This is a genomic window from Lentzea alba (assembly GCF_011067745.1).
Taxonomy (GTDB): domain Bacteria; phylum Actinomycetota; class Actinomycetes; order Mycobacteriales; family Pseudonocardiaceae; genus Lentzea; species Lentzea alba.
The window spans coordinates 29,230-52,374 of the sequence record NZ_JAAMPJ010000009.1 but is presented as its reverse complement, the minus strand read 5'-3'; the positions used below and the strand labels follow the sequence as shown (position 1 = coordinate 52,374).

General features: G+C 68.2%; 20 protein-coding genes. 10 read left to right on the top strand and 10 right to left on the bottom strand.

Annotated elements, in window-relative coordinates; translation table 11 throughout:
- Positions 1 to 188 precede the first annotated feature (188 nt).
- The gene (locus G7043_RS29720) at positions 189 to 1,457 is read left to right on the top strand and encodes an ROK family transcriptional regulator (RefSeq protein WP_313888147.1); all 1,269 of its coding nucleotides are present in this window, start codon (positions 189 to 191) and stop codon (positions 1,455 to 1,457) included.
- On the opposite strand, the gene G7043_RS29715 is transcribed toward G7043_RS29720, so the two are convergent.
- Positions 1,442 to 2,647 carry an acyltransferase family protein gene (locus G7043_RS29715; RefSeq protein ID WP_207311994.1) on the bottom strand — a complete coding sequence of 402 codons (1,206 nt, stop codon included), beginning with the start codon at positions 2,645 to 2,647 and terminating at the stop codon, positions 1,442 to 1,444. The genes G7043_RS29720 and G7043_RS29715 overlap by 16 nt on opposite strands.
- Positions 2,644 to 4,551, bottom strand: a complete 1,908-nt coding sequence (locus tag G7043_RS29710) for a glycosyltransferase family 2 protein (protein WP_166051196.1) — start codon at positions 4,549 to 4,551, stop codon at positions 2,644 to 2,646. Before G7043_RS29710 ends, G7043_RS29715 begins: the two co-directional genes overlap by 4 nt.
- A 483-nt stretch (positions 4,552 to 5,034) precedes the next feature.
- Here G7043_RS29710 and G7043_RS29705 point away from each other — a divergent pair, with 483 nt between their 5' ends.
- The 6 genes from G7043_RS29705 to G7043_RS29680 are packed head-to-tail and all read left to right on the top strand — an operon-like array spanning position 5,035 to position 13,993.
- On the top strand, positions 5,035 to 7,518 hold the full coding sequence (locus G7043_RS29705) for a glycoside hydrolase family 2 protein (protein WP_166051194.1): 2,484 nt from the start codon (positions 5,035 to 5,037) through the stop codon (positions 7,516 to 7,518).
- A gap of 15 nt (positions 7,519 to 7,533) precedes the next feature.
- Positions 7,534 to 8,748, top strand: a complete 1,215-nt coding sequence (locus G7043_RS29700) for an ABC transporter substrate-binding protein (RefSeq protein ID WP_166051192.1) — start codon at positions 7,534 to 7,536, stop codon at positions 8,746 to 8,748.
- On the top strand, positions 8,739 to 9,659 hold the full coding sequence (locus G7043_RS29695) for a carbohydrate ABC transporter permease (protein ID WP_166051190.1): 921 nt from the start codon (positions 8,739 to 8,741) through the stop codon (positions 9,657 to 9,659). The genes G7043_RS29700 and G7043_RS29695 overlap by 10 nt, the downstream gene beginning before the upstream one ends.
- 4 nt (positions 9,660 to 9,663) lie before the next feature.
- Positions 9,664 to 10,605, top strand: coding sequence for a carbohydrate ABC transporter permease (locus G7043_RS29690; protein ID WP_166051188.1), 942 nt, complete (start codon positions 9,664 to 9,666; stop codon positions 10,603 to 10,605).
- A 49-nt stretch (positions 10,606 to 10,654) separates the two neighbouring features.
- Positions 10,655 to 12,778, top strand: a complete 2,124-nt coding sequence (locus G7043_RS29685; protein ID WP_166051186.1) for a beta-galactosidase — start codon at positions 10,655 to 10,657, stop codon at positions 12,776 to 12,778.
- 12 nt (positions 12,779 to 12,790) lie between these two features.
- Positions 12,791 to 13,993, top strand: a complete 1,203-nt coding sequence (locus G7043_RS29680; RefSeq protein ID WP_166051183.1) for an ROK family transcriptional regulator — start codon at positions 12,791 to 12,793, stop codon at positions 13,991 to 13,993.
- Between the two features lie 5 nt (positions 13,994 to 13,998).
- On the opposite strand, the gene G7043_RS29675 is transcribed toward G7043_RS29680, so the two are convergent.
- The 5 genes from G7043_RS29675 to G7043_RS48665 form a co-directional block, all read right to left on the bottom strand.
- Complete coding sequence (locus tag G7043_RS29675) at positions 13,999 to 14,640, bottom strand: TetR/AcrR family transcriptional regulator (RefSeq protein WP_166051181.1); 642 nt, start codon at positions 14,638 to 14,640, stop codon at positions 13,999 to 14,001.
- A gap of 7 nt (positions 14,641 to 14,647) precedes the next feature.
- On the bottom strand, positions 14,648 to 15,331 hold the full coding sequence (locus G7043_RS29670; protein WP_166051179.1) for a ScbR family autoregulator-binding transcription factor: 684 nt from the start codon (positions 15,329 to 15,331) through the stop codon (positions 14,648 to 14,650).
- A gap of 100 nt (positions 15,332 to 15,431) precedes the next feature.
- Positions 15,432 to 15,788 carry a helix-turn-helix transcriptional regulator gene (locus tag G7043_RS29665; protein ID WP_313888146.1) on the bottom strand — a complete coding sequence of 119 codons (357 nt, stop codon included), beginning with the start codon at positions 15,786 to 15,788 and terminating at the stop codon, positions 15,432 to 15,434.
- 49 nt (positions 15,789 to 15,837) lie between these two features.
- Positions 15,838 to 16,248, bottom strand: a complete 411-nt coding sequence (locus G7043_RS29660; protein ID WP_166051176.1) for a nuclear transport factor 2 family protein — start codon at positions 16,246 to 16,248, stop codon at positions 15,838 to 15,840.
- A gap of 488 nt (positions 16,249 to 16,736) precedes the next feature.
- The gene (locus tag G7043_RS48665; protein WP_242642823.1) at positions 16,737 to 17,165 is read right to left on the bottom strand and encodes a hypothetical protein; all 429 of its coding nucleotides are present in this window, start codon (positions 17,163 to 17,165) and stop codon (positions 16,737 to 16,739) included.
- 379 nt (positions 17,166 to 17,544) lie between these two features.
- Here G7043_RS48665 and G7043_RS48660 point away from each other — a divergent pair, with 379 nt between their 5' ends.
- Positions 17,545 to 17,880, top strand: a complete 336-nt coding sequence (locus tag G7043_RS48660) for a hypothetical protein (RefSeq protein ID WP_242642822.1) — start codon at positions 17,545 to 17,547, stop codon at positions 17,878 to 17,880.
- Positions 17,881 to 18,381: 501 nt separating this feature from the next.
- Here the strand turns inward: G7043_RS48660 and G7043_RS29650 are convergent.
- Entirely contained in the window at positions 18,382 to 18,933 is a 552-nt protein-coding gene (locus G7043_RS29650; RefSeq protein ID WP_166051174.1) for a GNAT family N-acetyltransferase, read from the bottom strand.
- Position 18,934: 1 nt separating this feature from the next.
- Here G7043_RS29650 and G7043_RS29645 point away from each other — a divergent pair, with 1 nt between their 5' ends.
- Positions 18,935 to 19,354, top strand: a complete 420-nt coding sequence (locus G7043_RS29645; RefSeq protein ID WP_313888145.1) for a cupin domain-containing protein — start codon at positions 18,935 to 18,937, stop codon at positions 19,352 to 19,354.
- Between the two features lie 101 nt (positions 19,355 to 19,455).
- Entirely contained in the window at positions 19,456 to 19,896 is a 441-nt protein-coding gene (locus G7043_RS29640; protein WP_207311927.1) for a MarR family winged helix-turn-helix transcriptional regulator, read from the top strand.
- 61 nt (positions 19,897 to 19,957) lie between these two features.
- Here G7043_RS29640 and G7043_RS29635 read toward each other — a convergent pair whose 3' ends face one another.
- Together G7043_RS29635 and G7043_RS29630 are read right to left on the bottom strand one after the other, a co-directional pair.
- On the bottom strand, positions 19,958 to 22,525 hold the full coding sequence (locus G7043_RS29635; RefSeq protein ID WP_242642821.1) for an excinuclease ABC subunit UvrA: 2,568 nt from the start codon (positions 22,523 to 22,525) through the stop codon (positions 19,958 to 19,960).
- Positions 22,526 to 22,604: 79 nt separating this feature from the next.
- Entirely contained in the window at positions 22,605 to 22,973 is a 369-nt protein-coding gene (locus G7043_RS29630) for a winged helix-turn-helix transcriptional regulator (RefSeq protein WP_166051170.1), read from the bottom strand.
- Between the last annotated feature and the right edge of the window lie 172 nt (positions 22,974 to 23,145).

Genomic DNA, 23,145 nt, shown 5'->3' with positions numbered 1-23,145 from the left:
GCACCGAGGGGCCGACAGAGGCGGGTGCGGCTTGTGGCTGCACGCCAACCGTTGAGGAAGCCTGTCGTCGGGCGTCATCGTCCGAGGCCAAACACTTATTTCAAGTGTTAATTTAACGTGCTGGCAAAGTGGAGGTCAACGACGTGGCGACTCGGCGCCAGTCGTTTGATCGGCAATACTGTGGGCCGGTGAGAAAAGAGGTGGGCGTGGTACCGCACCAGCGGAGCACCGTACGTGACCTGCGTCGTGGCAACAGTGCCGTGATCCTGTGGCAGCTCTACTTCGACGGTCCCGCCAGCCGTCAGGAGCTGAGCAGGCTCACGGGCCTCAGCGCGGGTACGGTCGGCAACGTGGTGAGCGACCTGATCGCGTCAGGTGTCGTGATCACGGCGGGTTCGATGGACTCCGACGGTGGGCGCCCCCACGTGTTGCTCCGCGTCAACGCCGGGCACCGCTCGGTCATCGGGGTCGACGTGGGAGAGACCTGCGTCCGGGTCGAGCTCTTCGACCTCGCGATGACCTTGCGCGCCAAGGTGTCCTACGAGCTGGCGGACGGGCACGACGTCGAGTTCGTCGTGGACCGGATTCTGGCCGGGATCAAGGCCGTGTGCGCCGAGGCCGGTGTCTCCGAACGCGACGTCCTCGGCGTTGGCATCGGCGTCTCGGGCGTGGTGGAGCACGGCGCGGAGGTGCTGGTCCACGGCCAGACGTTCGGCTGGGACGCGGTCCCGTTGGAACGACTGCTCCGCGCGGGCACGGATCTTCCCCTGCACATCGACAACGGTGCCAAGAACATGGGGCAGGCCGAGATGTGGTTCGGCGCCGGTCGCGGCTGCCGGCACGCGGTGGTCGTGCTGATCGGCTCCGGTGTGGGAGCCAGCATCATCACCCACGGCACCACCTACCGCGGCGCGACCAGCAGCGCCGGTGAGTGGGGGCACACCACGGTCCAGGTCGGTGGCAGGCGGTGCCGGTGCGGGGCCCGTGGTTGCCTCGAGGCGTACGTCGGCGCGGAGGCCGTGCTGGAGCGGTACCAGGAGGCGAGGCGTGGTCGTCGCCGGCGCGGAGTGAGCGAGGAGGCCGCCCTCGCCGAGCTGCTCGACACCGCCGAGCGCGGAGGGGTCGCGGCCGAGGTGCTGGACGAGACCGCCACGTATCTCGGCGCCGGGATCGCCAACCTGATCAATCTGTTCAACCCGGAACGCATCATCGTGGGCGGCTGGGCGGGACTCCTGCTCGGATCGCGGTTGCTCCCGAAGATCACCGCGGCCGCCGCGGAGCACGCGCTCGATCACCCGTTCGCCCAGACGTCGATCGAGCTGGGCCGGCTGGGGCCGGACGCGGTGGCGATGGGTGCCGCCACGCTCCCGGTCGAACACTTCCTCACCACCGGTGGCGCCTCGACGCCGAGTGACCGGATCACCCACCGCGCCGGCAAGCGTCACGACTCCGCGTAGTAGTCCCGTTTCCGGCCTTCCCGGTCGAACGCGGCGAGGATCTTCAGACCGGTTTGCTCGACCAACCAGTAGCTGATCCACGCCACCAGCAGGCTCACGGCCGTCAGCACGACGCCCGCGACCGGGAACGTGTGCGGCTGGCCAGGTGCGGGCAGCAGGCCGGCACTGTCGAGGAGCCGCAGCATCGGTTCCTGCCACAGGTACACGCTGTAGCTGATCACCCCGGTCCAGACCAGCGGCCGCCACCGGAGCACCGCGGGGACCGAGCCGGCGTCGCTGATGGCCGAGGCGGCGATCAACAGCATGGCGGCGAGCGCGAACAGCGGATGCCACCACGTGCTGATCGGCGTGCCGAGTGGCTGCGTGAGCGCGACGGCCACGATCATGCCCGCGCCGGCCAGGCCAACGCCGCAACGCGCGGGCTTGGTGCGCAGTTCCCTGCCGTCCGCGATCAGGACGGCGAACGCGAGACCGATGGCGAACACGTCGAGTTTGGCGAGCGGGTTGAACCAGTAGGACCACTGTTCGTAGTGGGCGTCCGCCACGTACACGGCCCAGCAGCGGTAGGCGTTGCTGATCACGACCAGCGCCGCGATCCCGCCGTACAGGGCGGTCAGGCGCGCCCGCCGGGACTCCAGCCGGGGCACGTGGCGTTGTGCGATCGTGCCGATCACCACCAGCAGCAGGTAGAAGTGCATCTCCACGGCGAGCGACCACGCGGGGCCGTTGCTGAAGAAGATCTTCTCGTCGCTGTAGACGTGGGTGAACGTCAAGTGCAGCAACAGATCCCGCCAGTCACCCGGCAGTGTCGGGTTGGTGAAGCCCCACACCAGGAGCACCGTGATGTAGTAGAGCGGCAGCAGCCTCGCCGCTCGCCGCAGCAGCACGACACGAGCACGGCGAGGTGGGCCGGAGTCGAGCGCGGCCCTGGCGTAGGGCAGGCCCAGCAGAAACGCGGAGAGGACGAAGAACAGGTCCACACCAAAGGGAAACGCCATCAGGATCCGATGCCAGACGCCGTCCAGCGGCCAGGCGGCATCAGGGCCGTAGCGGCTGTACTGGTAGGCGTGGAAGATCAACACCGGCAGGGCGGCCAATGCCCTGATCGCATCGACTGAGAACCGGCCGTGTGCGATACCGGTTGCCGTGACAGCGGTGTCGGTGCCCGCGGGCTTTCCAGGCCGGATCACGCGCGCTCCCCGGCGATCGCGGCGGGCACGGCAGCGGTCCGCGGTGTGACCACCCAGCGGCGTTCGCCGGAGAGCTCCTTGGCCTGCGCGACCCGCGCGATGAGGTTCTTGAACGGCGTGTAGAAGAACAGCGACACCGCGAGATAGGACCAGAACCATCGGCGGTTCCTGCGGATCTCGGGCGCGGCGAGCCGGTAGGCGAACAGCACCTGAGCCGGCCCGACCGACAGGGTGAACAGCGACGCCAGCACGAAGATCGAGATGTCCCACTCGATGGCCTGCGCGCCGTCGTGCCAGGCGATGAAGGCCAGCAACGGGATGATCTGCAACGAGATCCAGGGATAGATCTCCCGCCAGCCGAGCAGGTACAGCAGGCCGATCTTGTTCTTCGTGGTCAGCGTGCTGGAACGCAGCACGGCGGGCAGGTGCCGCCAGGAGACCTGGAACCAGCCCTGGGCCCATCGCATCCGCTGGTTCCACAGTGCACCGAGTGTGGTGGGCGCGAGTTCCCGGCTGAGCAACGCCGGGTCGGTGACCACCTTCTTGCCGCCCAGCAGCGCCCTGATCGAGGAGTCGATGTCCTCGGTCAGCATCTCGCCGCGCATCCGGGTCTCGCGCAGCGCGCTTGTCCGCCAGAACCCGTTGGAGCCACCGAACAGACCGAAGCCGTGCAGTTGCGTGCGACCGGGATGACTCACCGCGTAGATCGACTCGAACTCGACGGCGACCATGCGCGCCACCGGTGACTCGTGGCCGTTGCGGATCACGCAGTGCCCCTGCACCACGTCCGCGCCGTGGGACAGCCACCGCCACGCCCGGCTGAACGCGTTCGCGTCGGGGTGGTGGTCGGCGTCGAAGACCCCGACGAACTCACCGGTGATCGCCGAGAGCGCGGCGTTGATGTTCTGGGCCTTGGAGTGGCTGTAGGGCACGTTCAGCACGACGAGCCGCGGGTCGGCGGCGGCCAGCCCGCGGAGTTCGTCTTCGACCGGCAGCCTTCTCGGCGTGTTGTACGCGAGCACGACCTGCAACGGCGCCGGGTAGTCCACCGCGAGCACCCGCTGGATCGTCTCGATGATGGTGTCCGCCTCGTTGGGCAGGTAGGCCGCGATGATCGCGGACGCGGCCGGGTACGGCGTCGCGGGCTCCTTCGGCGGGCGCTGCGGATCGAGCGCGCAGTAGGTCTCCCACCTGATCACCAGCGCGGTCAGCACCAGCGCGAGGCAGACCGCGACGTACGCGGGCGCGACCAGGTCGACTCCGGCTTTGCCGAACTCGGCGAGCACCAGGAACGGCAACAGCAATCCGATCGCCAGTGTGGCCAGTATCTGCAGCGGTGTGCGCAGGATGCCGGGCAGTAGTTTCCTGCGCGGCAGGTGAGTGGTGGACGCCCAGTTTCGCGGTGTCAAATCGAGGTGTTGCGCGGCGACGCCCGCAGCCTGTTCCGCGCGTTCGACCAGCGCGTCGAGGTCATCGGTGCCGGTCGTTTCGGCGCCGGCCGTTTTACGGTCAGTCTTTTCCTCGGCGCTTGCCCAGCCGATCGCGGGTGTGACGGACAGCTGCTCGGTGCCCACGGTCAACCGGGCGGCGGAGATCTGCCGCCCGATCCGGTCCAACCGGGCCTTCACCCGGCGAGTGGCCGTGTCCGGTAGCAACAACATGAGACTTCCGTTGCCCGAATACCCGATTCGCTCGCGAGGTGCCAATTGCGGCGTGATCCGATGTGCCAGCTGGGTGAGCACGGTGTCCACGCCATCGCTGCCGAACCGGGCCTCCACCTGGGCGAGCTCCATCAGGCGGACCACCGCGACCACGGTCCGGCTGGCGCGGCGGCCGCGCACGCCCAGCACGTGCCACGCGATGTCACGCCATCTTTCAGCCTCGTACACGAGTGGCCGTGACAAGACCGCGGCCGCGCCTTCACGGCGACTGACCTGATTGACCGACACAATATTCCCTTCGGGACGAAATCCGAGGAGGCGGCTGCAGGTGAATTCACTGCACCCGACAGAAAAGTATCGGCACTTTTGAGCTTCAGTCACTAGTCCGTGGGTTTGATACCGGCGGTATGGCTGGCGAAGCGGTCTGGTCCAATGCGAAAAATAATGTTACGCCGCAGTAAATTCACTCGATGAATCAAGTGGGAAATTATGACGCGGGTCACGGTTTGCTTCTCCGCTCACAAATTGGCCCCCTGACGCTGCTTCGAGGTCAGTAGGACGCTGTTGTGGTGCTGCCGGCAGCTCGCCGGGAGGGGTGCGCGGACGCGGTCGTCCGGCTTCGAACTCTTGATCACCGGGAGATACGCACTCGACTTATTATAAGTCTTGAACTATGGTCTGGTTTTGGTGGGCTGACCGCGTGGTGGACCGAGATGAGGTGGGACGGTGCGGCGGCATCAGCACCCGGATTCGCCGTTCGTGTCGTGGAGAGCCGGCACCCTGGCTCCGACGGTCGAGCTGCGCCGGCTGAACGGTCTCGTGGTGCCCTATGCGTACGGCGGACCGATGCCGGGCATCGAGCGGCAGCGTTCGAGGCAGTTCGTCGACCTCGCCGGTGTGTGGCGAGCCGAACGGGCGACCGTGGACCACCAGCTCTCGCTGACCGACCGGCGGGTGTCACTGCCGGCCATCGAGGAGGAAGGGCGAGGGCGGCACCGGGTCGACCACGACGACAGTGGATGGTGCACGCACCGCATTCCGTTGCCGGAGAACGTGACCGAGCGGTACGAGGACGGAGTCTGGTACCGGCGCGTGGTGCCGATGGCGGCACCGGGTCGTGGCGAACGGGTCCGGCTGACCTTCCTCGCGGTCAACTACATCGCCGACGTGTGGTTCAACGGCAGGTGGATCGGCTGCCACGAGGGCGGCTACAGCCCGTTCAGCCTGGACGTCACCCACGCGGTCGTGGACGGGGACAACCTGATCGCGGTTCGGGTGGACAACCCGCCCTGGGACAGCCGGACCGACATCGTGCCCGCGGTGCTCTCCGACTGGTGGAACTACACGGGGGTCGTCCAGGACGTGTACCTGGAGCGGGTGCCCGCCGTCTCGGTGGCGAGGGTCGACGTCGTCCCCACCACCGTGATCGGTGATCCGCCCGAGCGTGCGGAGTTCGTGGCGACCGTCGTCGTCGACCGGACGGACGCGGCGGCCGGTGCCGGCCTCACGGTCCGGGCGAGGCTTGCCGAGGCAGTGGTTCCGCGCCGCCTGCTCGGCACCTCGGCGCCGGCCGACCTGGAGGGAGCGCCCGCGGTGTGGCGGGGCGAGGGGCCGCACGAGGTCGTCATCGACCCGGAGACCGGCGACGGAACGGTCCGGTTCGCCGGTGTGGTGAACCAGCCGCGGCTGTGGACCCCGCAGACCGCGAACCTCTACGTGCTCACGGTCGAACTGATCGACCGCGGGCAGGTCGTCGACAGCTTCGCCACGCAGATCGGTCTGCGCACCGTCGCTGTCGCCGCCGACTCACCGGCCGTGCTGCTCAACGGGCGCAAGGCGGCGTTCCACGGCGTCGCACGACACGAGGACTGGGTGGACACCGGACGTACCGTCGCTTCGCCGCAGCGGGTGATCGACGACCTGGTCGACATCCGCGAAACGGGCGCGACCCTGCTGCGCACCGCTCACTACCCGAACCACCCGCTGACCTACCTCGTCGCCGACCGGGTCGGGCTGGCCGTCGTCGAGGAGATCCCGACCTGGTGGTTCGACACCTACCACTTCGCCGACCAGCTGCACCGCGGGACAGCCGAGCAGATGTGGCGGGAGATGGTGTTCCGCGACTACAACCGGCCCAGCGTGTTGTTCTGGAGCGCCACGAACGAGGCGATCAGCGTCGAGCACCGCGCCGAGTTCCTGCGTCGCGTCGTCCACGATCTCCGGTGCTACGACGACGGCCGGCTGGTGACCCAGGCCGCGGCGGCTGATAGGCCAGGCCCGCACGACCCCACGCAGAGCCTGGTCGACGTGGCGGGATGGACCACCTACTTCGGTGTCTTCGGATCCACCGACGCCGGGGCGGAGGCCGATCTCACCGAGCGGTTCCTCGACCAGGCGCACGCCGCGTGGCCGGACAAGCCGGTGCTCGTCGCCGAGTTCGGCATGTGGGCACAGGAGGACGACGCGCTGGCGGATCGGCAACGTCAGGTCTTCGACCACACCTGGCCGGTGTACGAACGCCGGCTCGCCACCCGGCCGGACGGCTGGCTCGTCGGCAGCATCTGGTGGGCGGCGTACGACTGGCGCACACCGATCGCCGGAGTCAACACCTTCGGTCTCAGCGACATCAGCAGGCAGCGGCGGCGGCCGGTGCGAGACGCACTCGAGTCGAGATACCGATCCGTCTCCTCCGCGATCACCGGGCCGTTGTGCTCCGCGCGACCGCGCTCGTCCCCGGGGCTCGCCCTCGTCCACTGTGGACTTCCGGAGGACCCGAGAACCCTGGCGGACTTCGCCTGCCCGGACGGTGCGCACCCGATGCACAACGCGGTCGTCGACCGCCTGGTCATGCCGAGTTCGGATCGGTCGGCCGTGCGGATGACCGCCCTCGGCTCGTGGCCGGGTATCGGGATCTACCTGTACCGCCACCCGGTCGACCTGCGCGAAGCGGCCCAGCTCCGGGCGCGGGTGCTCGCCTCGGTCGGCGGGTACCAGGTGCGGCTCGGAGTCCGGGACGTCAACCGCGTCGAGGCGGACGTTCTGGTGCCGGACCCGGTTCCGGCGAACCGGTGGACCACGGTGTGCGTCCGGCCGTCCCGGTTCGCCGGGGTCGACCTCGGCCGGGTGGAACGAGTGCACCTCGCGATGGCGATCTCCGACGACCACGTCGCCAGGGGGCAGCGGTTCTATGTGGACAGTGTGACTGCGTGACCACGAGGAGGAACGATGAGAGCTCTCGCCAAGTGGGTCGCGGCGACCGCCGCAGCGGTCTCGTTGGCGGCGTCGGCCGCTTGCGGCGGTGACCCGCCGACGGACGAGAAGGTCGTGGAGTTCTGGTACTACCAACCGACCCCGGAGCAGTCCAAGCAGGTGAAGGAACTCCTCAAGCGGTTCGAGGAGACGGAACCCACGATCACCATCCGTCTCACCGAGATTCCCAAGGACGACTACAACACCAAGCTCTCCTCCGCACTGGGTGGTGGCCGCGGCCCCGATGCGGGTTACCTCGACCAGCCGCTGATGGCCCGCTACGCGAACGCCGGACAGCTCGCCGAGGTCCCGGCGGGCACGATCACCGAGTCCGACTTCTACGACGGCGCACTGCGCACCAACAAGATCTCCGGGAAGCTCTTCGGAATCCCCCTGCAGCAGACCACCGTGGCGTTGTTCTACAACAGAAAACTCATCAGCACGCCGCCGGTGACCTGGGACGAGCTGGTCGCCGAGTCCGCACGGGTGCGCCGGGAGAACCCGGACCTCGCAGGAGTGAACGTTCCCAAGGGTGAGGGCTTCGGAGCCTGGGTCTTCCCGGCGTTCGTCGCTTCCGCGGGCGGCACGATGCTCGACGAGGGCAACAGGAGGATCGCCTTCGCCGATCCGCCGGCGCAGGAAGCACTCGCGATGTGGCGCAAGCTGCTGGAGAGCTCGCCGCGCCAGATCACCAACAGCGAGAACCCGTTCCACAAAGGACTTGCCGCGATGATGTTCTCCGGCCCGTGGGAGGTGCTGGCGATCAGGCAGCAGTTCCCGCAGCTCGACTTCGGTGTGGCGCCGTTGCCGAGAAAGGACGTCGCGGCGAGCAACATCGGCGGGGACAACGGTGTGGTGTTCAGCAAGGCCCGCAATCCCGATGCGGCGTGGAAGTGGCTGCGGTTCCTGTCCGACGCCACGCACAACGCCGAGTTCAGCAACATCACCGGCAACTTCCCGACGAACAGGAAGTCAGCGCGGGCCGCGAAGATCAATACCGATCCGGCGTTCAAGGTGTTCGTCGACCAGCTCGAGACCGCTCAGGCGCGTCCCGCTGTGCCGGAGTGGATCCAGATCAACGACGAGTACCTCGCCAAGGCGATCGAGGAAGGCGTCGACGGTGGCAGGTCACCCGCCGACGCCCTGGCGGACGCCGCGGTCAGGGCCCGCAAGCTGCTGGGGTGGCAGTGAACGCTGTCCACCGATCGGGTTCGTGGGATCGGCGCCGGCGGGACGCGCTGGCCGGTTTCGCCTTCACCGCACCCGCGATGCTGCACACCCTGGTGTTCATGCTCGTGCCCGCCGGGGCGGCGCTGTACTTCAGCTTCACGGAATGGGACATGATCTCCCCTGCCCGCTGGGCAGGACTGCGGAACTACCAGGAGATCCTCTTCGACTCCGACCTGTACTCGGACTTCTGGAAGTCGGTTCGCGTCACCGCCCTGTACGCGCTGCTGTCGGTGCCCGCGTCGCTGGTGACCGGATTCGTGCAGGCCTACCTCATCGATCTCCTCCGCCGGGGGCAGGCGTTCTACCGGCTCGTCTTCTACCTGCCGGTGATCACCGCGGAAGCGGCGGTCGCGGCGATCTGGAAGTGGCTCTACGACCCGCAGTTCGGTCTGATCAACGCCGGGCTCGAGGTGGTGGGCGTCCGCGGGCCCGACTGGCTCGGCACCCCCGGCGTGGTGATCCCGGCACTGGCGCTCATCGCGGCCTGGCAGTCCGGTACGGCGATGCTCATCTTCCTCGCCGGTCTGAAGGGGATCCCGCGCACCTACTACGAGGCGGCCGAAGTGGATGGTGCGAACCGGTGGCGGCAACTCGGGCACATCACGCTGCCGTTGTTGCGTCCCACCACCTTCTACCTCGTCGTCACCGGCGTGATCGCGGCCCTGCAGGTGTTCGGCATCGTCTACGTGCTGTTCGGCGGCAACGCCGGACCGGAGCGTTCCGGCCTGAGCTACGTCCTGCACCTCTACCTGTTCGGCTACCGCAACGGTGCGATGGGTGCGGCGAGCGCCATGTCCGTTCTGTTGTTCGTGACCGTCCTGCTGGTGACCGCGGCGCAGTTCCGCCTGGTTCCGCGACAGTACGAAGGGTGAGCCGATGAGCGCTGCCAGAACAGCGGACGCCGTGGAAACCGCGGTCGTGACCGCGCCACCGACGGACCTGGCCGCACCGCGACGCAGGAGACAACGGCGCCGCGATGCGCCGATCGCGTTGCGGGCCACCGCCCACGTGCTGTTGATCGGCGGGGTCGTCGTCGCGCTGGCGCCGTTCGTGTGGATGGTGGCGACGTCGTTCAAGCAGCCGCAGGACGTGTTCACACCGACACCCGGCCTGTTGCCGACGGACGCGCGAACCGGCCAGTGGGCGGGCACCTTCGCCAACTACCTCCAGGTCCTCGATCTCGGCGGGTTCGCCGTGGCCCTGCTCAACAGCGTGATCGTCGCGGTCGTGCTGATCCCGGGAAAGCTGCTGCTGGACGCGTTGGCCGCCTACGCGTTCGCCCGCATCCCGTTTCCCGGACGCGACGCGTTGTTCCTCGTCGTGCTGGCCACGATCATGGTGCCCGGCATCGCCCTGCTCATCCCCAAGGTGTTCGTCACCCAGGAGCTCGGCATGGGCGACAGTCTCGCCGGCGTCATCGTGCCCAGCCTCGTCTCGGCCTTCGACATCTTTCTGCTCCGGCAGTTCTTCCTGACGCTGCCGGGGGAGTTGGAGGAAGCGGCCATGATCGACGGGGCTGGGCGGCTGCGGATCTTCTGGTCGGTCGCGCTGCCGCTGGCCAAGCCCGCGCTCGCGGTCGTCACGATCACGAGCTTCATCTTCCACTGGAACGAACTGCTGTGGCCGCTCGTGATCCTCTCGGATCAGGACGCGTACACCCTGCCGCTCGCGTTGCAGGCGCTCGCGGCCGGTCGGGTCGCACAGCCCCACCTGGTCATGGCGGGCGCGGTGATCGCCGTGATGCCCGTCATCGGGATCTTCCTCGTGTTCGGGCGCAGGATCCTCGACGGAATACAGCTCACCGGGCTGAAGAGCTGACCCCGGCCATTCCCCGCACCTCGAAAGTCGAACTGTCGAAAGGATGCACGTGACGACGTCATTTCAGATCCCGTCGATGCGCGGGGGATGGTTCATCGAGGACGGGCAGCCGCGGCCGTTCGTCACCGCCGACTACCCGTACTACCGGGACGAGCCGAGGAACTGGGGCGACCGGCTGCTCGCGTTGGCACGCATGGGAGTGGACGCGGTCACGACGTACGTGCCGTGGCGACACCACCAGCCCTTGGCGCAGCGGCCTCCGGATCTGGTCGGCAGAACCGACCCCCGACGCGACGCGGCGCGGTTCGTCCGGCTCGCCGCGGAGGCCGGTCTGTCCGCGGTGGTCAAGCCTGGGCCGTTCATCCACGCCGAGACCAACTACGGCGGCCTGCCCGACTGGGTGTCGCCGATCTACGACCGGCGCATCGAACCGGTCCTCGACGTCTCCGGTGCGCCGAGAACCTGGTCCGGCTCGCGCTGCGGGCCCGACGGCAAGCCGGTGGACTGGCCACTGCCCGCGCCGCTGTGCCCGGTGTTCGACGAACTCGTGCTGTCCTGGCTGCGAGCGGTCGGCGAGCAACTCGTGCGGCCGCACTCGGCGCCGGACGGTCCGATCGTCGCGGTGCAGATCGCGAACGAGGGCATCTACACCGACGGTGCGCTCGGCTTGTGGGACATGGACTTCAGCGCATCCGCGCTGGCCGCCCACCACCGGCTGCACGCTCCACTCGGCGGCGGTCCGCCGTCTCCTCCCACCACCGTTGCCGCCGAGATCGATCCGCTGCAACGGATGGCGTGGGGACACACGCAGGCCGAGCGGTTCGCCGAACTGTTCCGGCGATGGTCGGCCACGGTCGGTGCGGCAGTGCCCACCGTGGTGAACCTGAACCCGCCCGCCGCCGGTCCGGGCGCGCTGGACTCCTGGCTCGCCCGGACGCAGCCGTGGCGCTGGGCCGGCGTGCGCTACGGCTTCACCAACTGGGTCGGACCGGTCGCCGAGAACGACGAGTCCCGTGCTCGCTACGTGATCGCGGCCAAACTGGCGCCCGGCTGCAACTACGAGGAGAACTGGGGGTTTTCGGTGCTCTACGAGAAGGCGTTCGCCGATCCGACGACCTGCCTGCACCAGACTGTGCTCGCGTTGGCCTGCGGCGCCACCGGCTACAACCTCTACACCGGTGTCGCCACCAGCACCTGGGACTCCGACCTCGACCGCTTCCACGACCGGCCCTACCCGGACTGCGCTCCGATCGCGGCCAACGGCGAGGAGACGGAGAAGGCGATGGCCGCGCGGGCGCTCGCGGACTACCTGCGCCGCCACGGAACCGAATGGTCCATCGGCCGTCCCGTGCGGTCGGCGGTGATCGGTTACTGGGCGCCGCACGCGGCCGCCGCCGCGTGGAACGCACGACTCGCGGGCCGCAGGAACGACTGGACGGTGCCCGCGTGCGGGGAGTTCCTGCGGGCCTGGCACGACGCGGCCCGGAGGTACCAGCTCGACTTCGGCCTGTGGGATCTCGATGATCCGGGCACCGATCCGGCCGACGCCGCGGGACGCGCGTCGGGCCGGGTCACGGGTATTCCGCTGGTGGTGCCGACGTGGCGCTACCTGCCGCGCCCGCAACAACGACTGCTCGCGAGTCACGTCGCGGAGGGTGGACGGCTGATCCTCGTCGGCGAGATGCCGGCGTTCGACCTCCACGGCAGGTCGTGCCTGTTGCTCGACGACGTGATCCGTTCCGCGGACCCGGACCGGGTCCTGCACTGGCCGGATCCGTCCGTTGTGGACGCAGCGGACGTCGCCGCCCGGCGGGTCACCGAATGGGCGCCGCCCGCCGCGAGGGTCGTCGAGGGAGTCGCCGACGTGTACCTGCGCCGGTGTCCCGGCGGCGTGGACCACCTCGCGGTGCTCGCGAACGCCGATGGTGGCGGCACCGTTCGCGTCGAGACCAGCACGTCCTGCTCGGTCGCGCTGGATCTGTGTGCCGGTGGCGCGGCCCTCGTCCGGCTCGCCGACGGTGTGGTCACCGATGCGCTCGTCACCGGTCGCAACGGGCACCTCGGTTCCTCGATCACGCCGAGCGTGACAGCGGGCGGGGTCCGGTTCACCGCGCCCTACGGCACGCTGCTGAACGCCATGACGACCACACGGCGCCAACACGTGCCGACGTGAGGAGAGGACACCGTGCACCGGGGCAAGCTGACTGTCCGTGATCTGCGTGCCGGCAATCGGGCGCGGGTGTTGCGCGCGTTGTACCTCGACGGCCCGCGCAGCCGGCACGAACTCGCCGAGGTGACCGGCCTGAGCCAGGGGGCGGTCAGCAACGTGACGGGCGAGCTGATCGCCGACGGGGTCGTGGTCGAGGCCGGACACGTCGACTCCGACGGCGGACGGCCGCGGGTGCTCCTGCGGGTGAACCCCCGCCACGCCGTCGTCGTCGGAGTGGACGTCGGAGAGACGCACGTGCTGGTCGAGGCGTTCGACCTGACACTGCGGCGGTTGGCGACGACGAAGTTCGCCCTGCGGCCCGGCAACCACCCGGCCGACGAGGTCGTGCGGTGGATCCACGCGGGGCTCCGGCGCTGCCTCACCGAATGCGGGGCCGGCCAGGGCAACGTGCTCGGCGTCGGCATCGGCCTGCCGGGTCTGGTGGAGCACGGACTGGTCTACGGGCAGACCGTGGGCTGGGACGGCGTTCCGCTGGAACGGATGCTGCGTGCGGACACGGACGTCCCGCTGCACCTGGACAACGGCGCCAACACGGCCGGCCAGGCCGAGCTGTGGTTCGGCGCCGGCTGCGGCATCGACGACGCGGTCATCACGCTGATCGGGTCCGGCGTCGGCGCGAGCGTGATCGCGGATGGCGTGCCCTACCGAGGCACGTCCGGCGGCGCGGGGGAGTGGGGGCACACGACGGTGGCCCTCGACGGCCGGAAGTGCCGCTGCGGAGCGCTCGGCTGCCTGGAGGCCTACATCGGCGCCAAGGGCGTCGTCGACCGGTATCGCGCGCTGGGCGGCACCGTCGCCGCGGACGAGGAGGCAACGCTGCGGTCGCTGGTTGCTTCGGACACCGCACCAGCGCGGCAAGTGCTTCGTGAGGTCGCACGCCACGCGGGTATCGGCATCGGCAGCCTGATCAACCTCTTCAACCCCGAGCGGGTGTTGGTGGGCGGCTGGGCGGGACTCCTGCTCGGCTCGCGTCTGCTGCCCGAGATCCGGGAAGAAGCCGCGCGCCACGCCCTGCGCAGACCGTTCGCCCAGGCGTCGATCGCGCTGTGCGAACTCGGGCCCGAGTCGGTCGCACTGGGCGCCGCGACCCTGCCCGTGGCGGAATTCCTCGCTGCCGGGGGAGCCCGGCCGGTCGCACCGATCCGCACCGCCGGCTAGCGGTCTCAGTCCACAACGCGGTCGAACGGTGGTGGCTGGGTGCGCAGACGGTCGCGCTGCTCGGCCGGCACGAGCCGGTCGACCTGACCCCGCCACAACATCGTCAGCTGACCGTCCACATCGGACTTGTCAGCGGACACGACGGTGCGCAGCTGCCCACCGATGATCATCATCATGAGGCCTTCTGCCTCTTCGCGGACATCGACGTCCGGTTGAACCTGGCCCACCTCGACGGCATCGCGCAGCAGGTCGCGGATCATCGCGGCGACGCTGACGCAGTACGTGCCCGCCAGCAGATCGAACAGCTCGCTGGTGAACAGCAGACGCACGCTCACCCGCACCGTCCGATCCGTGCAGACCAGCCGGCACATGAGGTACGTCAGGTCGATCAGCGCCTGCAGCGGGGTCGGGCTGACAGCCTCGACCGCGGCACGAACGTCGTGCGACATCTGGAAGTACTCCTCGACAACCGCCGCCGCAAGTGCGCGCTTGGACGGAAAGTGACGATAGAGGGCACCCTTGGTGACCCTCACCTTCCGGCACACCGCGTCCAGGGAGGTGCGCGGGAACCCGTCGCGGTCGAACAACTCGATGCTCGCGGCTATCAGGCGTTCCCTGGTGCGGTGCCCATTCGCCAGGTCGTTCAATCGGCTCCTACCCGGACTCCGGTACGAGCACCCAGCGCGTATCGGTGATTGTGGAGTGAATGTGGCTGGAAGGCGGCTGCAGTCGCAGCGTGCGGCGGACGTCCGGTGGCGCCAGCGCCGGAATCCACATCCGCCACACCGCGGCCGCACGTTGTGTCACGTCGTCGAAATCGGTCATCGCGATCAACGTGACCCGCATCCCGATCAGGGCCGTCATGACCGCTGCCGCGGCCTGCCGCAGGTCGAGATCGGCGTACAGCTCACCCTCGCTCTGCGCCGCCAGCAGCAGGTCGCACACGACCCCGATCCACTGGTCGATCTGCTGCTCGGCGAACTCCTCGCACAGAGGCGACTGGAAGAGCAGACGGTGTGCGCCCGCGGTGGTGAGATCAGGCCCGGTGCGGAGGGACACCGCGTAGCCGAGGTCCACCAGAACCTGCAGTGGACTGTGACGTGCCACCGACAGTTGCCGCCGCGCGTGGTTCCACTCTTGCGTCTGCCGGTTCAGCACCTCCGCGGCGAGAGCTTTCTTCGACGAAAAATAGAAGTACAGCGCGCCTTTGGTGACCCCGGCCGCACGACAGATGTCGGAAACCTTCGCGCGGGCATAGCCGTCTCGTTCGAAAACGACCGCCGCTGCGGCGAGAAGATCGGCCCTCGTGTGATTCGTACTGGTGCTTCCGGCAGGCATGGCACCCTTCCAGCGGACGGCTCCGGCGGCCGCACGCCGGAGCGCCCGCATTCGAAGCGGCGTTTCCCTGCGTCACACCGCTTCACAGGGGTGGTCGTGGTCAGGCCCGGCGGGTGCGACGGGCGACGGCGGCCGCCAGGTCCACGTCTTGCTGCGGCAGGTCGAGCACGGCGCAAAGCCACTTCCGCCAGTAAGGCCCTGGTATGCGTTTGCCGCGTTCCCAGCGGGAGATGTTCTCCCTGGTGATGCTGCTGTTGCCGGAGGCATCGTTGAGTTGCCCGGCCAGGCCGCACTGGCTCAGCCCGTGCCGGCTTCTGAGTTCACGGAGCATGGTGCACAGTGATTCCGGCGGCTCATCCACTTCTTTCCGCGCGGTTTGTTGAGGCACGTCGGACACCTTTTGTCCCGTCATCAGCCTCGCCTCCCTGAAATAAGCAATCTTGCCATCAGCGGTCACCTGGCTTCGAAGGCATTCTGGTGATACCCGAGGAATCTCGTGTGCACGTTCAGTGACCAGCACGCAGTGCCGAGGTGATCGCGAGGGTGTCCAAGAACAGGCGCAATCCGGTGATCAGACCGCCTTGCACGGTCAGCCACACCACGAAGTCGCAGGAGAAGTCGGCAACGTTCGTCAGAGCGCGTCCGTGCAGCCGTCCCAGCAACACGGCGTCGTCAGCGTCGACGGCCACGCGTCGCATCGTGATCGCGGTGATGTCGAAGACGGACAGGCAACCCAGCGCGAACGCCTCGACCTGCCGGCCACTGCGGATCTCAGTGGGCCAGGGAGGACTGGGTATCGGGGTCGTCCACCACGTCACATCAGGGGCGAACAGGAGACCCAGTCCGACCGAATCCTTCGCCGCCACCCTTGCGATCAACTTCTCCGCCACGATCGCGACGTCGTCCCGCGGCGTCATGCGCTGTGTCCCGTGTGGTCAATCGCCGGTGTGTGGCTGGCCAATGTCGTCTCTCTTCACCATCGATCATGTGCAGCTGCGGTGTCAGAGCCGCTCTCGCGGGTCGATCTCGGATCTCGCCGCTCGACGTGGCATCGGAACTCGTCCGTCTCGCTAAGGGTGTCGTGCAGGCGCCTGTCGGCGCACGGGGCCAATATTCGGCAGACCGCGGCGGACGCTGGCTCCGTGACCGGTGATCGTCGCCGGAAAGCGCTCGGTCCGCTTGCCGTGTGTTGTCCGAAAAGGACACTCACCGCAGGTCGACCGGACAAGTGCATGGGCTCGTGGACTTCTTCGACGCCGCAGTCCGCTGCGAATGCGCGAGCACCACTCACATTACTTGTGCTCGCCGGTATCTGACAAAGCAGATACTGTCTTGTCAGGTGAATGCTTGCCCTGGTCGTTCCGAAGGGCCGGCGTTCCCTTCTCTGTCCAACGCCCAGAAAGGGTTACCAGTGACCAGCCTTCCCAGTCGGCGGCGCTTCCTCGCCGCCGGAGCGGGTGCCGCGCTCGGACTCGGCACGCTCGGTGCCACCGCCTCCACTGCTGCGGCCGCTCCCGCCGACTCGTCGCGCGGCTCCGGCCGCGAGGAGACCAGGACCCTCGATGAGCTGTACCGGGACGCTCTCGCCGAGAGCGGCAAGCTCGTGGTCTACGCGGGTGGAGACCTCGCCGATTCGGGGAGCGGCGCGGGCGCGCGAACGGCCTTCCGTCAGCGGTTCCCGGCGATCGACCTCCAGCTGATCGTGGACTACAGCAAGTACCACGACGTCCGCGTGGACAACCAGCTGGCGACCGACACCCTGGTCCCTGACGTCGTGCAGCTGCAGACGCTGCAGGACTTCACCCGCTGGAAGCGCGAGGGCCGGCTGCTGCACTACAAGCCGGCCGGCTTCGGCAAGCTGTACAACAAGTTCCGGGATCCCGACGGCGCCTGGATCGCCGGCATGGTCATCGCCTTCAGCTATCTGTACGACGTGGCAGCGGCCGGGGCCAACCCGCCACTGACGCCGCTGGACCTGGTCGACCCGCGCTGGAAGGGCGCCGTCGCCTCGTCCTACCCGCACGACGACGACGCGGTGCTCTACCTTTACTCCCTCTACGTCGAGACCTACGGCTGGGACTGGATCGCGCCTCGCCGCCCAGCAACCGCAGTTCGCCCGCGGCTCCTTCTCGCCGAGCACCGCGATCAACAACAAGTCGGCGGTCATCGGCATCGGCACGGGCGGCAACCCCACCAGCACCGGCCCTGTCCGCATGGGAATGCCCGACGGGCACCCGTTCATGGCATGGGGTCAGCGGATCGCGATCCTCAAGCAGGCAGCCAACCCGACGACGGCCAAGCTGTACCTGAACTGGCAGCTCTCCACCGAACGCCAGACCTCCAACAGCTGGTCGGTGCGCACGGACATCGCCGCGCCCAAGGGCCTGAAGCCGATCTGGGAGTACCCGAACGCCAACGTGGACGGTTTCCCCCGGTTCATGGAGGACCGAGCCGAGGCCGAGCGGCTGAAGCAGACCTTCGCCCTGTACTTCGGCGAGGTCAAGGGCGACCCGACACCCGGCTGGCCTGGTCTGCACCCAGGAGCGTGACCCTGCGCGACACGTCCTTTCTCGAACGGCACAGAGGGATCGCGCCACCGACATTGGTGCGATCCGCGACTTCGGCGACGCCCGCCGGCGCCTGATCGCCGACGGCTCGTTCGTCGTGGACTCCGAGGTCCCCGTCCGCGGCCTGGCTGCACTTCGGGACACCGGCGGTGGAGTTGGCCGCCGGGCGCAGCACGTGACGTAAGGTAGAACCCGTCTGATCTGGCGATTTCGCTGGTCAGGCGGGTTTTCTGCCAGACCCGCCTCGAGGCGTTTCCTGGGACGGCTTCTTCATGCCGGTTCGGTGATCGTGACAGCCAACCAGAAGTTCGGGCTGGGGACCGTGTTGACCGCATCGAGCAGCGACGAGGTCAACGGGCCGTGCGCCGATCCCGTGAGGTGCTCGAAGCCAAGATCCTCACGGCCGTGAGACAACGACGGGAGAACTCCCTGGCGGCGCAGGGAGTGCCGCGCGGGCGCGCTTCCGGCAAGCTCAGCCTGTACCTACGAAGCGACCCCTGCAGGCTGCGCTGAGGTACCCGGGTGGGGAAACCGGACAGCCGTCGGCAGGTGCCGCTGCATCAGCACGGTGTCCAGGGTGCTGCCGTGCTTTGTGCCGACGCCGTGCAGGCGCCCGGCTTCGGTGAAACCGCAGCGGAGATGAAGTTTCTGCGATGCGGTGTTGCCGTTGTCCACGATCACGGCGATCACTTCGCGGATTCCCGCCGTGGTGCAGCGGTCGAGCAGCTTCTCGAGGAGCGCGGTGCCAACTCCCCGTCCTGCCGCGCGTGGGTCGAGGTAGATCGAACTCTCGACGGTGAAGCGGTACGCGCTTTTGGTCTTCCACGGTGAGCAGAACGCCATGCCCACTACCTCGCCCTCCGGTTCGGCGACCAGAAATGGCAAGCCCCGGCCTGCGAGGTCCCAGTACCGCGCACCCCACTGCGCTCTCGTGGGCGGCGTTTCGGCGAGCGACACGGTGGTCTGCAGGACGTAAGCCGCGTAGATCTCCGTGACTGTGTTGTCCGCGGTCGAGCGTGCGGAGAAGGCGCCCACGGTGACCGTGCTGGCCCGTGTCGCCGAAGGGCTGGACGTCCCGCTGATCGCGCTGCTGCAGGACGACGACCGCGGGGTCGTCGTCCGCCGCCGTGCAGATCAGGAGCGCACGGTGCACCCGGCGGGCTGGGAACGCGTCGTGGTGTCGCCGGTGGTCGCCGGGGTGAACTTCGAACTGGTTCGCGTGACGCTTCCGGCCGGTTGTGACGCGGGCGAGTTCCCGGCGTACGCCAGGGGTTCGCACGAGTACGTCGTGGTCGAGCGGGGCGCGCTGCGGCTCACCGTGGAGCAGCAGGTGATCGACCTGGAGGCGGGGGACTCGACGTACTACGAAGCAGACCGGGTGCACGCGTTCGCCAACACCACCGGCGAACCCTGCACGTACTACGTGGCCGCGCTGATCATGCGCCCCAGGAACTGAACCCGCAGGCCAAGATGCCCCGGAAGTTGGTTCCGCGGAAGCCGTGTGGTTGGCTCCACCGCTGGACATGTGACCCCAGCGAGGAGATCCGAGGAGTCGCCGTGGTGGATCTGAGGCTGGTGTACAGCGATCTGGTTCGGTTCGAGATCGAGCTGTGGGGTGCTGTCGACGCGCGCTTGCAGGCGGAGTGCGACCTGCAGCTCACCTGGTTCGAGGTGATGCGGTTGCTCGGCGAGCGTGGCGGTTGCCGGGTGCTGGACATCGCGGAGGAGTTCCGGATCACGGTCGGTGGCACCAGCAAGGTCGTCGATCGGGTCGAGGCCGCCGGCTACTGCCGGCGTCGCGCCAATCCGGACGACCGGCGTTCGTCCATCGTGGAGCTCACGGCCTCCGGCCGGCGCCTGCTGGCCAAGGCCGCGAAGGTCTTCGACGACGAGCTGGAGATCCGGATCGGTTCGGTGCTCCCGGAGCGGTCGCTCAAGCAGCTGGCCGCGGCTCTCTCGCGTCTTCGCGCTGCTCATCGCGCGAGTGCGCACGCGTAATCCTCAGACGTCGTACAAGTGCTTAGGAACTACAGGACCGCGGCGTCATTTCCAGGCCAGGTCACAACACTCGGACGTCCTGTGCGGCGGCCAGGTGGTCGCGGAGGTACCGGGCGGTGAGGCTGTGGGGATCGCGGGCGAGGAGTCGTGGTGTTCCGCTGGCGACGATCGTGCCGCCGGCGGCCCCTCCTCCTGGGCCCATGTCGACGACGTGGTCGGCGTTGGCGATCATGTCGAGATCGTGCTCGATGACGATGACCGTGGCGCCCTTGTCGGTCAGGCGCCCGATCACCGACAGGAGCGTGCGGATGTCGAGAGGGTGCAGGCCGACGCTGGGTTCGTCGAGGACGAAGAGGGCGTCGGTCTGGTTCCGGTCGAGCTCGGACGCGAGTTTGAGGCGTTGCGCCTCGCCGCCCGAGAGCGCGGTCGTGGCTTCGCCGAGGGTGAGATAGCCCAGCCCGAGGTCGATGAGCGTCTCCAGCCGGTTCTTGACCCGGCGCATGTCCTGGACCCGTTCGACCGCCTGCCGGACGGTGAGGGCGAGCAGTTCGGGCAGTGAGATGTCCTCTGTGGAGCTCGCGCGCCGGTAGTCGTTCGCGGCCGGGGCGTAGCGGGAGCCTTCGCATTCCGGGCAGGCGATGTCGACGTCGGGGAGGAACTGCACGTCGAGCGACACCTGGCCGGTGCCTTCGCAGCGGGGGCACCGCAGTGATCCGGTGTTGTAGGAGAAGTCGCTGGCGGTCAGTCCACGTTCGCGTGCTGCCGGTGTGGCCGCGTAGGCACGTCGCAGGTCGTCGAGGACGCCGCTGTAGGTGGCGACGGTGGAGCGGACGTTGACGCCGATCGGAGTCGCGTCGACGACGTTGACCCTGGCGACCCCCTCGGCGTCGACTGTCTTGACCCAGGCGGGCAGTCGGCCGCCTGAGGCGGTTGCTTCGATTGCCGGGACGAGGCTTTCGAGAATCAGCGTGGTCTTGCCCGAGCCGGACACCCCGGTCACCGCGGTCAGGCGTCCACGCGGGATGTCGACGTCGAGAGCGTGCACTGTGTGCAGCGGTCGGGTGGAGAGGCGGATGCGCCCGTGGTCGAACACGTCGTCGTCGTCGTCCGGCTGGGGGCGGACGACGACCGGTTCCCGCCGGTCGAGGAAGCCGCCCAGGAGGGACTGCGGGTGCTCGGCGAGGTCGGCCACCTCGCCGGTGGCGAGGACGCGTCCGCCTTCGGTGCCGGAGCCGGGGCCGATCTCGATGAGCCAGTCGGCCTCGCGCAGGACCTGGACGTCGTGGTCGACGAGAACCACGGAGTTACCGTCCTTCAACAGATCCCGCATGACGCCCAGCAGTCCGTCCACATTGGAGGGATGCAGGCCGATGGAGGGCTCGTCGAGCACGTAGAGCACGCCGGTCGTCTCGTTGCGCACCGCGCGTGCCAGCTGGACGCGTTGCCGCTCACCTGTGGACAACGTCGAGGACGCCCGGTCCAGACTGAGGTAGCCCAGGCCCAGATCGACCAGGCGGCGCGCGATCTGCAGCAGCTGGGCGACGATGCTCCTCGTCATCGTGGCCATGTCCGGCGGCAGGGTGCTCTCGATCCGAGGTGCCCAGGAGATGAGTTCGTCGAGGGTCTTGGCGGTCGCTTGGGCGAGGTTGATCCCGTCGACCAGCGACGCCCGCGCCTGTTCGCTCAGGCGCGTGCCGTGGCAGGTCGGGCACACCTGTGTGCTGATGAACTTGTTCACCCGGTTCAGCCCTCGCTCACTGGTGGCGTTGTTCAACGCCTCCTGCACGGCCTGCCGGGCGTTGCGGTAGGTGAAGTTCAGCTCGAACAGCTTGCCGTTCTTGGACGGCACGGCGATGTGCCGTTTCTCCGCAGGTCCGTGCATCACGACGTCCCGCTCGTCAGCGGTCAGCTCCGTGTACGGCACGTCGGTGCGGACCCCGAACTCCGCGACCACCTGTGGCATCACCGTCAGCCCGAACATGGACCACGGCGCAACGGCACCGTTCGCGATGGTGAGCGAAGGGTCGGGAACCAGCCGTTGTTCGTCGATCTCCCGGACGATCCCGGTTCCCGTGCAGTGCGGGCACGCGCCGTCGGAGTTGAAGGCGAACGACTCCGCGCCCGGCGGATAGAACGAGACGTCGCACACCGGGCAGGTCAGGTTGAGGTTGAGGGCGACGTCGATCGTCGGCTGCTGACGGTGGCCGTTCGGGCAGCAGTGTGCACCCAGTCGGGAATACAGCAGGCGCAGGACGTTCAGCAACTCGGTCGAGGTGCCGAACGTGCTGCGCACGCCGGGAACTCCGGGGCGCTGCCGCAGGGCTAGCGCGGCCGGGACGTGCCTGACGCTGTCGACGGCCGCTCGTGGGGCGTGTGACATCCGCCGGCGTGTGTACGTCGACAGCGCCTCGATGTACCGGCGCGACCCCTCCGCGTACAGGACGCCCATCGCCAGTGATGACTTGCCGGATCCGGACACCCCTGCGAGGGCGACGAGCTTGCGCAGCGGCACCGTGACGTCGACGTCGCGGAGGTTGTGCACTCGTGCCCCGCGCACCTCGATCGCCAAAGGCTGGTCGTCACCCATGAGTGCCTCTCTCGTCCGGCTGCCGTTCAACTGCAGTTCCATGGAACTTGCTTCCATGGAATCTATATGTTGTGTGCAGTCGAGTGTGTGCCGACCTGCCCGACGAGCGGTCGTGCGGTGATCAGCGTCGTTTGTCGAAGGTTTCGCGGGCCGTGAGCACTTCTTCGATGTGTTGCTCGGCCCAGTCGCCCAACGCGCGCAACGGTGCGTGCAGGGTGTGCCCGAGCGGGGTCAGCTCGTACTCGACGCGGGGCGGAACCTCGGCGAACACGTGGCGGCTGACGAGACCGTCCCGCTCCAGCTCTCGCAGCGTGTCCGTGAGGACCTTGCCGCTGATGCCGTCCACGGTGGTGCGGAGGTCGGAGAACCGCAGCCTGCCGTCGCCGAGCGCGGAGACCACCATGGCTGTCCACTTGTTGGCGATGCGGGCCAATGAGGTACGTGATGGACAGGTCGCTGTGAGCACGTTGAACTCCGGGTGCTCGGTCATCGGTGGCTCCCTGTCGGTTACGTTCGGGTAGTTGATTACCGTTGGCAACTGTAGGTTGCCGACGTGGTTCGCAACAAGCTGATCACCTGCCTCCACGTGCGTTGTCGTTGGTGCTGTCCTATGCTCACCGCTGGTAACCGGTCACCTCAACGTAACCAATGAGTGGATGTGG